This window comes from Parendozoicomonas callyspongiae (assembly GCF_023502345.1).
Classification (GTDB): Bacteria; Pseudomonadota; Gammaproteobacteria; order Pseudomonadales; family Endozoicomonadaceae; genus Sansalvadorimonas; species Sansalvadorimonas callyspongiae.
Map to the genome: position 1 here is coordinate 72,313 of NZ_JAMFLX010000020.1, position 12,063 is coordinate 84,375.

At 49.5% G+C, this 12,063-nt stretch carries 12 protein-coding genes; 9 read left to right on the plus strand and 3 right to left on the minus strand.

What is annotated here, in order from left to right:
* Positions 1–3 precede the first annotated feature (3 nt).
* The 3 genes from M3P05_RS14525 to M3P05_RS14535 all read right to left on the minus strand — a co-directional run bounded on the left by M3P05_RS14525 (position 4) and on the right by M3P05_RS14535 (position 3,942).
* Positions 4–978, minus strand: a complete 975-nt coding sequence (locus tag M3P05_RS14525) for a hypothetical protein (protein ID WP_249700517.1) — start codon at positions 976–978, stop codon at positions 4–6.
* A 192-nt stretch (positions 979–1,170) separates the two neighbouring features.
* Positions 1,171–3,246 carry a type II secretion system secretin GspD gene (gspD, locus tag M3P05_RS14530; protein ID WP_249700518.1) on the minus strand — a complete coding sequence of 692 codons (2,076 nt, stop codon included), beginning with the start codon at positions 3,244–3,246 and terminating at the stop codon, positions 1,171–1,173.
* A 66-nt stretch (positions 3,247–3,312) separates the two neighbouring features.
* Positions 3,313–3,942, minus strand: coding sequence for a type II secretion system protein N (locus M3P05_RS14535; protein ID WP_249700520.1), 630 nt, complete (start codon positions 3,940–3,942; stop codon positions 3,313–3,315).
* Between the two features lie 340 nt (positions 3,943–4,282).
* Between M3P05_RS14535 and gspE the strand changes: the two genes are divergently transcribed.
* The 9 genes from gspE (at position 4,283) to gspM (ending at position 12,026) form a co-directional block, all read left to right on the plus strand.
* Positions 4,283–5,776, plus strand: coding sequence for a type II secretion system ATPase GspE (gene gspE, locus M3P05_RS14540; protein ID WP_249700538.1), 1,494 nt, complete (start codon positions 4,283–4,285; stop codon positions 5,774–5,776).
* A 4-nt stretch (positions 5,777–5,780) separates the two neighbouring features.
* Positions 5,781–6,998: a type II secretion system inner membrane protein GspF gene (gene gspF / locus M3P05_RS14545; protein WP_249700522.1), complete on the plus strand. Its 1,218-nt coding sequence runs from the start codon at positions 5,781–5,783 to the stop codon at positions 6,996–6,998.
* Positions 6,999–7,099: 101 nt separating this feature from the next.
* Positions 7,100–7,549: a type II secretion system major pseudopilin GspG gene (gspG, locus tag M3P05_RS14550; protein WP_249700523.1), complete on the plus strand. Its 450-nt coding sequence runs from the start codon at positions 7,100–7,102 to the stop codon at positions 7,547–7,549.
* Positions 7,549–8,073 (plus strand): type II secretion system minor pseudopilin GspH, encoded by a 525-nt coding sequence (gene gspH, locus M3P05_RS14555; protein ID WP_249700525.1) that lies wholly within the window; start codon positions 7,549–7,551, stop codon positions 8,071–8,073. Before gspG ends, gspH begins: the two co-directional genes overlap by 1 nt.
* Positions 8,045–8,467, plus strand: coding sequence for a type II secretion system minor pseudopilin GspI (gspI, locus tag M3P05_RS14560; RefSeq protein ID WP_249700527.1), 423 nt, complete (start codon positions 8,045–8,047; stop codon positions 8,465–8,467). Before gspH ends, gspI begins: the two co-directional genes overlap by 29 nt.
* On the plus strand, positions 8,464–9,189 hold the full coding sequence (gene gspJ / locus M3P05_RS14565) for a type II secretion system minor pseudopilin GspJ (RefSeq protein WP_249700528.1): 726 nt from the start codon (positions 8,464–8,466) through the stop codon (positions 9,187–9,189). Before gspI ends, gspJ begins: the two co-directional genes overlap by 4 nt.
* Positions 9,179–10,174, plus strand: coding sequence for a type II secretion system minor pseudopilin GspK (gene gspK / locus M3P05_RS14570; RefSeq protein WP_249700530.1), 996 nt, complete (start codon positions 9,179–9,181; stop codon positions 10,172–10,174). Before gspJ ends, gspK begins: the two co-directional genes overlap by 11 nt.
* Before the next feature lie 2 nt (positions 10,175–10,176).
* Complete coding sequence (gspL, locus tag M3P05_RS14575; protein ID WP_249700532.1) at positions 10,177–11,523, plus strand: type II secretion system protein GspL; 1,347 nt, start codon at positions 10,177–10,179, stop codon at positions 11,521–11,523.
* 11 nt (positions 11,524–11,534) lie between these two features.
* Positions 11,535–12,026, plus strand: coding sequence for a type II secretion system protein GspM (gene gspM, locus M3P05_RS14580; RefSeq protein WP_249700534.1), 492 nt, complete (start codon positions 11,535–11,537; stop codon positions 12,024–12,026).
* The last annotated feature ends 37 nt before the right edge of the window (positions 12,027–12,063 follow it).

Sequence of the window (12,063 nt, forward strand, 5' to 3'; positions counted from 1 at the left end):
GCATCAGTGGCTATGGTGGCTTTCGCCACTGACCCAGCTATCAATAGCTTCCCATAACTCCCAAGTATGATGAAGCAGGCTGATTTCATTATGGTAACGAGAAATCAGCCCAAGCCAACCTTCGTGTTGATGACCATATTCCCGATATAACTCCACGAGATTAAGTAGGAGAGATGTTGAGACAAACCCGGTATGCGCAGCGGCTGGGTGATGGGTTGCCTCAAGAAGATCGTGATAATAATTCAGGTAGATATACTTTCCCAAACGGGTTTGATGCAGGTGAGACATCCCTTCAAGTGTATGCAGCGCCAGGGGCAGAGTATTCAGGGCGATTCCGATAATATCTCTATGGGCAATACTCTCAGCCGTCTCGCTGATATGGTTGATGATTTCATAGATATGCCAGGCTGATACAACGCTATCCCCTGCGGTGTATTTGCTTCCATTAAAATAGCTCCAGCTGGCTGAAGGCAGGGTTTTTCCAGGATCGATTCCAAGCCCGGGCCAGTCTCTTCCAAGATAACCAGCTTCAGCTACCAGTCTGTTCTGGATTCCCAGGATATCTTTGGCAATTTTGTGGTCGACGGAGATGCTTTTTTGGATTTTGCCTGATAGGGTCATCCATCCCACTTGCCAGTCCAATGAGGTGATTTCCCACTGGTCATCCTTATCAATATCTATGGATACAGCAGTTGATGCGGACGATGAATCTGTACATTGAAAATCAATATCTTCCTTGGTAAACCCCAGTGGTTGTAGTGCATTGATCGCAACGCTTTTAAGCACAGAGCAGGATGGCCGTAAATGGCTGTCTAAAGGCGTTAACCAGGAATACCGTCCTTCTGGTCCTTTTAAGTTGATAGTCAGGTGGTTTTGAGAATTTCGCTCAATCTGAAATGACTTGTCATTAAGTTCAGGATAAAGTTCTAAATCATCGCAAAGCGCCATTGTTGATAGAACTAATGCGGTCAGAGACATCAAGGGATTAAAAATGAATCTGTAAAATGTTTTGTAGTGATATTTGGATGGTGTTTTTATTCGATTTACCACAGTAAATCCCGCTATTATTGAGAATTGTCCTCAATTTCTAGCAGATATCACTGAGTATTCCAGAAATGTCAGGTGAATAAATGTGAAGGCGCGGCCGGAAGTCCAGCCGCATGAACAGGATTAGTTTTTTTCAGGAATAGCGTGGCTTTCTATGTCGAAAAGTTTGTCAGCAGTTTCTGGCATGGAGCCGGATAGAGGGGTAATTCCACGGCCGCTATGGATCAGGCGTAGAGTGGAATATTTGTCCATAGTTGCAATTTCTGAATCAGGTCCTTCCCGAATAATGCTTGGTTTGATAAACAGCATCAGGTTTTGCTTCTCAACAATATCTTTCTTGTTGGTGAAGAAACGGCCTAGCAGTGGTATATCACCAAGTAAAGGAACTTTCTCTGTTCCTTTAGTGGTGATATCGCGCAGAATTCCTCCCAGCACAATCGTTTCGTGATTATCGACCACTATCGTTGTTTTTATTTTTCTCTGGTTTGTAATTGGATCGCCGCTGGCACCACTGACGGCTTCGGTCAGGTTTGAAAGTTCCTGTTCGATTTCCAGTCTCAGTGTATTTCCATCACCGATATGCGGAGTTACTTTCAGGGTTAGACCAACTGGTTTGCGCTCGGTGGTATTGAATGGGTTTTTCCCAGAACTTGCATCACTGGAGTAAGAGCCAGTAGTAAACGGAACCTCCTGACCAACAACCAGTTCTGCTTCTTCATTATCCAGTGTCATCAGGTTGGGGGTCGACATCAGGTTAACGTTCTGACGGGAGCTGAGTGCATTAACAATAACCCCGAAGTTGCTGTTTCTCAGCAAAACCTGTCCAAAGTTTAGCTTGGAAAGGTCTTGAGCCGCTCCGACTACCGATATAGCGTCAGTAACACCTTCAGAGCCTCTTTGGCCGGTAGGGTTTTTACCCTGGAATCCCCACTGGAACCCGAGGGCTTCCTTGATATCACCTTTTACTTCAACAACGGCTGCTTCAATCAAAACCTGGGCCCGACGCACATCCAGCTGTCGTACAAGGTTCTCAAGTTCCTTCAAAGTGTCCGGATCTGCAATCATAACCAGAGCATTGGTTGATTCATCAGCCTTGATAAATGTATCACTACCAAGCCCTTTGCTTTTGAAGGAAGCGGGCTTATTGGCTGTTTGCGGATTCGGTCGGTTACTGGAATTTCGAGGTTTTGGTGTTGAAGATGAGCCCGACTTGTTCTCCTGGCTATCATCCTGGATTGTTTGTGATGCTTCATTCAAAATCTCGGCAAGATTCTTGGCATCAGCATGACGAAGGAAAATCACCCGGGTTGAGGACTTGCGAATACCTTCCTTATCCAGTGTCTGTACCAGTTTTCTGACCCGGGAGCGCTTATTGGCATTACCTTTGATAACCAGGCGGTTGCTGCGCTCATCGGCAATCACCTGCATACCGCTGGGCAGGTGGCCTTTTCCTGTAGATAGAGTGTCCTGGATTATTTTAGCGACATCACCCACCCAGGCATGCTCTAGGGCCAGAACTTCATAATCATTATCACTGGCGTTATCAAGCTCCCGGACGAGCTTGGTGATACGGTCAACATTATCTTTTTGGTCGCTGATAACAACAGCATTACCTGAGGCTGAAGCTGCTGCATGACCATATTGGGCTATGAGCGGACGGACAATAGGAATAACTTCAACGGCTGAGACGCTGTGAAGATCAATAACCCTTGTAACCATGGTGGCTTTGGCCGGCTTGTCCTTTCCCTCAAAGGTCGAGCTGGTGGTTTTCGCAGTTGTGCTTGGAATAATACTGCGAACCTTGCCCTTGGGAATAACGGCATAGCCATTGGCGCTCAGAACTTCCAGGAAAATATCGTAGATCTGGTCTTTGGTCATAGGGCGCGATGAAATCACACTGACCGTATTCCCCCCCTTGATCCGGGGGTCGATAACGAAGCTTTCACCGGTAATAGTCGCGATCTGGGCAATAAACTCCCGGATATCTGCATTCTGCTGGTTGAGGGTCCAGCGTTTTTCTTCCGGTTTGGCTGGCTTTTTCTCTGCCGGGGCTGCAACCTGTACTTCGGGTTGCTCAGGTATAAACTGCTCCTCATGATTATCCGCCCAGATTGAAGTCGGTAACCATGAAATCGTCAGAGCAAGTAGAACGCTCCTGCCCCCTGTCCACCTGAGAGATTGTAATCTGCGCATCGTCATCAGTGTGCTAACCCATGAATTCTTTGTATTTATCGACAAGTTTTGAATTTCCTTGCCCGCTTCAGACTATTCATCAAGACGCTGGCGCAGGTCGTCCATTCTCCAGTCCAGCTGCGAGGCGGCATTCTGGGATGCTTCATTGACCGGTCCCGGGGGGAGTTTAGTCGTGCTTGCTGCTGAAGGTGGTGGAGGTGAGTAGAGCTCAACACCTTGATTACTGCTGACTTCAGGAAAAACCAGTTTCTGAAGTTTGCCGTTGTAACTGATCACTACGTGGTGTGGGTGGACGCTGTCCAGTTGTGCGCCTCCGGGGATATAGTCCCCAACCAGATAGAGGTGATCCTGACCGTCACCGCCCTGGATAATTGCACTCGAAGGAACCTCGCCATCGCCGGCCAGAGCTCCTCTCAAAGTGAGGTTCAAGTTGGATTTCGGGATGTTAGCTGTCCGGTTGAGGGTCGGTTTGTCATCAGCCTCGCCAAACAGAAACTTGTAATCCCTGAGGGCAATCATCTTTTTGGGAGGTTCTGAGCTTTGGGTGACATGCTCGGGTGGCTCTGTCATCAGATCATCAATGATGCGCACCAGGTGCATAGCAAGGGAGACAAGCAGTCCGAGGCACAGCAGGATAAAGATAACCTGACGGTGGTGCTTGACGAGCCATTGTTTGCCTGTGACAAGTGTTTCGTTATTCATCTTTATTAAGAAGCTCAGGCTGCCATGCTACAAAGATAAACAGCAATGTTAAATGAAGATAACTGCCGGTTTTTTAGGTCGCCAGACCGACGGGGTATCCCCATTAATCAGGTTTTTTGTTGTTTTTGTCCCCAGTCCTAACTGCAGAATAGGAAGGAAATGGTAAAAAAAACAGCCTGCTTATCTCGTTTTGCTCCCATAATTACCAATACGAACAATAATTAGTAAAAACTGTCATAACTATGACCTCAAAATTATGACCCAAGGGAAGAGCGCACCGAAAACAAAGACAGCGCTTTAGCCAGAAGAGTTCAGGAGCACCAGATTGAGTACACCGACCATGACTATGCCTGCGGAATCGGATGCCCCGGTTGCGCTCCTGCCATTTCCATTTGCCAACCGGCACCAGGTGATTCTGACTGAGGAAGATGGTCAGCCTGTGCTGCTTAGTCATGGGCGGCCCAGTCCTGAAATTCTGTCTGAGGTACGACGTTTTGCCGGGCGAGCTCTGGAATACCGGCTGATGGATCAGGAGGCTTTTTCTGAGCTGATGACCCAGTGTTACCACCAGAACAGTGCCGATGCGTTACAACATGTTGCCGGCATTGGCGATGACCCTGACCTTTCCAGCCTCGCCGACGCTGTACCTGAAACGGAAGACCTGCTGGAACAGTCCGATGATGCCCCGGTGATCCGTCTAATCAACGCTCTTTTGACGGAAGCCATTAAAGAGGGTGCCTCCGATATTCATATCGAAACCTTTGAAAGCCGTCTCGTTGCCCGGTTTCGTGTTGATGGGGTTCTGAGGGAGATACTCAGCCTGAAACGGGCTCTGGCGGCACTTCTTGTTTCCCGTATCAAGGTTATGGGCCGGATGGATATTGCCGAGAAACGGATTCCACAGGATGGTCGGATCTCCCTGCGGGTTGCCGGAAAAGAGGTGGATGTCCGGGTATCAACACTGCCATCCAGCAACGGTGAGCGGGTTGTATTGCGTCTTCTGGATAAGGCTGCAGGCCGCCTACATCTTGAGCATCTGGGTATGCCCACTACTAATATGGAGCGGATTCGTAATATGTTGTCCCAGCCCCATGGCATTATTCTGGTCACCGGGCCAACTGGCTCCGGTAAGACCACCACGCTTTATGCCGGTTTGTCATCCCTGAACGATGCCAGTCGTAATATTCTTACCGTTGAAGACCCCATCGAATATAACCTTGAAGGTATTGGTCAGACCCAGGTTAACACCAAAGTGGATATGACCTTTGCCCGTGGGCTTCGGGCCATCCTGCGTCAGGACCCGGATGTGGTGATGGTGGGGGAGATCCGCGATACCGAAACAGCCGAAATTGCCGTTCAGGCGTCATTGACCGGCCACCTTGTGCTTTCAACCCTGCACACCAACACAGCCGTAGGTGCCATTACCCGTTTGCAGGATATGGGGGTCGAGCCGTTTCTGCTGTCATCAAGTTTGGTTGGTGTGATGGCTCAACGTCTGGTGCGGTTGCTCTGCGATAACTGTAAGGAAGGTTATACCGCAGATGAGGTGGAATGTCGCCAGCTGGGCGTTGATCCATCCAATCCTCCAACCCTCTACCACGCTCGGGGATGCAGCGAGTGCAAGAATAATGGCTACCGGGGACGTACCGGTATCTATGAAGTGATTCAGATTGATGAGCTGGTGCGGCGAATGATCCATCGTAATGATGGTGAGCAGGATATTGTTGCCTATGTTCGCGAAACAACACCGGGCATCAGGGATGATGGGATGCGCAAGGTGCTTGATGGAGCGACCACTCTGGAAGAAGTGCTACGCGTAACCCAGGACGACTGATTCTATGGCAGCTTTTGAATATACCGCACTGGATGAAGCAGGCAAGCAGCAGCGAGGCACGCTGGAGGCTGACAGCCCCCGACAGATCCGTCAGATGCTGCGGGACAAAAGCTGGACTCCGCTCAGTGTCGATACTGTATCCGAACAGAAGAATAAAAACAGTACTGTTATACGCGGTCTGGGGCAAGGCCTGTCGGCATCACAATTAGCACTGATTACCAGGCAGTTGGCAACTCTGATCCATGCTGCCATGCCGGTTGAGGAAGCGTTACAGGCAGTTGCTGCCCAGCAGGAAAACCGGCGACTGAGAAATATTGTTCTGGCCATTCGTTCCCGTGTTCTTGAGGGGCATACCCTGGCCAACAGTATGGATGCCTTTCCTGGCCACTTTCCCCAGATGTATCGCGCCACTGTGGCAGCCGGTGAACATGCGGGCTATCTCGATAAGGTTTTAAACCGGCTGGCAGATTATACCGAGCAGAGAATGCAGTCCCGGCAGAAAGTGCAGCTGGCACTTCTCTATCCCATGATCCTGATGCTGGCTGCGGTTGGTATTGTCAGCTTCCTGCTGGGGTATGTGGTTCCGGATGTTATCAAGGTCTTTATCGATGGTGGCCAGGAACTGCCTCTGATTACTGAACTGCTGATAATGGCCAGTAATGGTTTCCAGACATGGTGGCCATACCTTCTTCTCTCCGTAATTATTGCTGTGGTCACTGTTCAGTATTTGCTTAAGAAGCCAGCTATCCGGCTTCAGTGGCACAGGCGTATTCTTGGATTGCCGATTGTAGGCCGCTTCAGTCGGGCACTGAATACATCCCAGTTTGCCAGCACCCTGAGTATTTTGACCCGCAGTGGTGTCTCACTGGTGGATGCTTTGGCGATTGCCTCACAGGTTGTTGGTAATGATGCCATGAGGGAGGCCGTTATAGTTGTGGCACGCAAGGTCAGTGAAGGAGCCAGTCTGAACAAGGCGCTGAAGGAAACCGACCTGTTTCCGCCCCTGATGCTACATATGATTGCCAGCGGTGAGGCAACCGGTGAGCTGGATAATATGCTGGAAAGGACAGCTAATAATCAGCAGATGGAGCTGGAGAACCGGATTGCTATGCTGGTTGGATTGTTTGAACCGCTGATGCTGGTGGTTATGGGGGGTGTTGTTCTGCTGATCGTTCTGGCCATTCTGCTGCCAATCCTGAATATGAACACCCTAATCAGTTAATGAACAAACAGCCATAAGCGGGAAATACCCACCCCGAAAAATGAAAATGTGATGGGTATTTCCATGGTTAAGAATATAAAAGAGATCGGAGGAGTGGGCTTATGAGAAAACAAAATCCTATCAGAGGTAAGCAGACCGGTTTTACCCTGATTGAGATCATGGTGGTTGTAGTCATCCTTGGAGTGCTGGCTGCCCTGGTTGTACCCAATATTATGAGTCGGCCGGATCAGGCCAAGGTGACTGTTGCCCAGGCTGATATCAAGGCCATCGCCAGTGCCCTGGAGATGTACCGCCTTGATAACGGTTTTTACCCCAGTACTGAACAGGGGCTGGAAGCTTTGGTCAAGGAGCCTGTAGGAAATCCTGAACCACGGAACTGGAACCCTGATGGGTATCTGAAAAAGATTCCCCAGGATCCCTGGAGTAACGCTTACCAATACGAGCAGCCAGGCAGTCATAACCAGAGCAGTTATGACCTCTACTCACTGGGTGCAGATGGACGTATCGGCGGTGATGGCTTTAATGCCGATATTGGCAACTGGGAAGAGTAATGGCTGCAGGGGGCAGGGCGCGTTACTTATCACGTTATAAAGGTTTTACTCTGATCGAAATTCTGGTGGTGGTTTTAATTATCGGAATTATGATTGGTGTAGCGCTTATTGTTCCCAATGTTGGTGGTGCCCTGCAGAAGGTAAAGGATGAGGCATTCCGCTTCCAGGTGCTGGTAGAACAGGCCCGCGAAAGGGCTTTGATTGAAGATAGGGAGATTGGACTTTCCCTGACCCGCAAAGGTTACCGCTGGTGGCAGTGGTCTCAGGATGATGAGAAGTGGAAGCTTCTCGATGAGGCCAGCTTCAGGGAGTATAAGCTGACTGAGGATGTTGTCCTCAATGACAATTCCAAAAACTCAAGAAACAGGTCACTTGTTCAAGATGAACAGAGTGACAGTCCAACACTGATATTTTACACAGATACCCAAATGACCCCCTTTTTCCTGGAGTTCTCTCTGAAGGGAGACAATCAGAGAGCGGTGCAGCTGGAGAGTGATGGCATTGGACCAGTTCTCTCACTTTAAGCGCCGAAAGTGCAGGAAAGTCGCGGGGTTTACTCTCCTGGAGATACTTGTTGCTCTGGCAATTTTTGCTCTGGCTGCATCTGTCTTGCTGGTGACAGATGGACGGGCCATTCGTCAAACTGCCAGGGTACAGGATAAAGTCATGGCCTCCTGGCTGGCTGATCTGGAATTAAATAAATACTACGTTGAAAATGCCTGGCCTGATCCGGGAAAGCGTTCCAGTACTGCGTCTCTATCCGGAAGAGAGTGGTACCTGCGCAGCATTGTTTCCGTTACATCGCAGGATGGTTTACGCCGGGTTGAAATCGGTGTGTTCCCTGGTGGAGCAACTCCATCTGATAAGGCCGTTCCACTTTACCGGTTAACCGGTTATGTACGGAGGCCTCCTGAATGATAAGACGGGCTTCCCTGCAAGGCTTTACCCTGCTTGAGCTGTTGATAGCAATAGCGATTTTTGCTCTGCTGTCAGCCGGATGTTACCGAATTTTTAAAGCCGTAACCTCTACCAAGGAGGTGACAGAAGCTATTTGGGAGTATACCGGTGAGGTGCAGAAGGCCTTTCTGATCATACAGAAAGACTTCTTCCAGGTGGCTATCCGTCCTGTTCGTAATGAGTTGGGTGATCGTGAGCCTGCTGTCCAATCGGAGAATGGCAGAATTACTTTTACCCGTCATGGCTGGCGAAACTTTACCAATGATCCCCGCAGTGAGTTGCAAAGAGTTCAGTACCTGTTTGATGGTGGACGGTTGCTGAAACACTACTGGCAGACCCTTGATCGGGCACCTGATACGCCGTTTAAAGAACAGGTTGTTCTGGAGGATGTTCAGAACTTTTCAGTGAAATTCCGGGATGCTAAAAGGCGCTGGCATACCAGCTGGCCTCCTGCCAGCGATAAACAGTCAGAGCGGGTCAGAATGGTTCCCTCTGCTATTGAGATCACACTTGTCCATGAATCTCTGGGAACCCTGCAGCAGCTGATTCCCGGGCCAACATTCAAACCGTCCGAAAAAAAATCTGAGGCTAACTCTAAAGGGGGAAAATCGGATAGCAAGGGGAAGCCACCCAACTCCAGTCAGAGTGAGCAGTGGAGATCGAGAGGTGGGGATGATGAATAGAACCCCTTGTATGGTATCTCATCAGCGTGGAGTTGCCCTGATTTTCGTGATGGTAATCTTCGCCCTGGTCACGGTGATGGCCAGCAGAATTATTACCAACCTGCATCTGAATACAGAGAAAAATGCCCGCCACCTGCAGTATCTGCAGGCCAGACACTATGCTCTGGGGGCTGAAAACTATATTGCTGCTCTTCTGGAAGAAGATGCGGTTAAAGACAAGCAGGAAAATCGCCAGATTGATCATTGGAATGAGCCGTGGGCAGCCGATGAGCTGAACCTGGAAACAGAAGACGGTGATATCACTATTCTCACTCTGGATGATCAGGGGCGCTTCAACCTCAACCTGCTGGCAGGTAAGGATAATAAAGAAAAACTGAAAATGCTGGAAAGGCTGCTGGTGGCTCATAATATTGATGCCCGCCTTGCCTATCGCATCAGGGACTGGGTTGATGAAAACCAGGATGCACTACCCGGCGGGGCGGAAGATAACAACTACCTGCTGCTGACCCCTCCTTACAGAACCGGAGATACATTGCTGGCGTCGGTGTCCGAACTCAGGCTGATGGAGATTCTGTCACTGGATGACTTTAACAAGCTGGTTCCTTTGGTTTCCGTCCTGCCAGATGAAACTGCCGGAATTAATATGAATACAGTGTCAGCAGGTGTCTTGAGAGCATTGAATGAGCGTATCAGTGAGGCCGATGCCAAGGGATTTGTGAACTCCCGTCCAAAGGATGGCTATGCTGAGTTGAAGGAAGTGAAGGATCTTCCGTTGCTAAAGAATAAGCTCTCCAAGCAGGTGGAAGGATTTCTGGCCTTGAAGAGCAGTTATTACAGTGTTTACACCAGGGCTAGATACCGCGATATCACCTATTACCTGCATAGCCGGCTGGTGAGAAATGCAGAAGGTAAGGTCACAGTTATCAGTCGTGAAGTGGGCGTTTTTCCACGATGGGTGCAGGAACTGCGTGAATCAGTGAGGTAATAATGAAAACACAACTGGTTGTACGGATAGCGCCGGATGCCAGCCTGTCCTCAACAGATTTCATGCTGGAATGGGTGTATGCCAGTAGGGAAGCCACATGTGTCGGGCCAATCTTAACCGGCACATTGAGTGAGCTGTCAGCCTGGCGGGCAACCCAGACCCTGAATGAACAGGATCTCCCCATTTTTCTTATCGTTCCAGGGTGTCTGGCAGCATCATTCAGGATGCATCTGAATGATAATCAGCGTAAGCACTGGCAACAGGCACTGCCTTTTTTGCTTGAAGAGAAACTTGCCTTTGACCTTGAAAGCCAGTTTTTGGTGTCGGCACTGGACTCTTCTGGTGATTCTACCCGCAGCAGCTGTATCAGTCATAAGGCAATAAAACAGCTGATTGAGTTATTTGTTTCCGCTGGAGCTGATCCGCAGAAAGTGATTGCTGAAACCCAGTTCTTTAAGGGAGAACAGGGTGTTCTCAGCATTTGGCTGGAGGGTGACCATGCCCTTCTGGCCAAGGGGAACGGGTATGGGCAGTTGCTGGATATTGAAGCCTTGCCAGTTATTATTCCCGGTTTGCTCGAGGATGAACCGACACCGGCAATGGAAGGTGTTGAAGACCCTGAGGAAGAAGATTCGCTCTCACAGGATAATGATCTGGTGACATCAGTACGGATTTATACTGGGCCGGGTGATGAGCAGACATTCCAGGAAATCATTCAGATAGCAGAAAAAAATGTTCCGGTTGAAAGGGTGGCCAGGGACAACCAGTCACTGTTTTTTGATGTGATTCCTGCTATCTCTGAAAAAATTAAGAAAAGAACCTTGCTGGATTTCCGTACCGGAGCCTACAAATGCGCCCGCCGGGCCAGCAGGCGCCTGCGTCAATGGAAACCGGTTGCGATTGCAGCAAGTCTCTGGCTGGGTGTGGAACTGGTATTTAATGTCAGCAGTGGATTCTATTTTGAGCATCGGGCTGATGTGCTGCGGGCGGAGAATCTGGCGACTTATCAGCAACTACGACCAGGTGATAAAACCGTGGTCGATGTTCGTGACCGGTTAACCAAATTCCTGCGCAGCGCCAGCAGCCAGAAAAGTGAAGCCGTTTTTCTCGATATCTTACAAACCATCTCCAAAGTGACTGATGGTGAGACTGGTAAAACCATTACTCCCCGCAATATGGATTTTAATGAAGCCAACGGTCGGCTTTCCCTTGATGTGCAGGCTACCAACTTTGATATTTTGAACCGTTATCTGGATGAGTTACGGGCAGCGGGGCTGAATGCACGGATGGAAACCGGTAATCAGGATACCCAGGGAATTTCAGCCCGCCTGACAGTGAGGAAAGCCTGATGAATGCCATAATGAATCGACTTTCCCCATACTTGGATATGGCCAGGCAGCGTTTTGATCAGCTTGCGGAAAAAGATCAGAAGGCTTTGATGGCTCTGGCAGCGTTTCTGGTGATTGTGATGTTCTGGCTGCTGATCTGGAGACCGCTGGATCAATGGGCTGACCGAGAGTATGACGAACTGGTACTTGAGCGGGAAACCCAGGAGTTTATTGCAGCCAACTACGAACGTACCCGGTCTTTGGTGAAAAACCAGAGTGCCGCTCCCAAGAAGGATGCCGCCGCGGTTATTGCCAGCAGCGGACGTAAGGCCGGGTTAGAGCTGGCCAGAGTTCAGCCTGCGCGGCAGGGGGTTTCCATCTGGATTGACGAGGCACCTTATCAGAAACTGCTGGGCTGGTTGATAGAGCTTCATAATAAAGAGAATCTGGAAGTACGGCAGATTCGTGTTGAGAGGACTGATCAGGACGGTATGGTCAAAGCGTTTCTCCGGTTGTCGCGCTAAAACGAAGTTTCATTAAAAAAGGGCCTGTTAAGGCCCT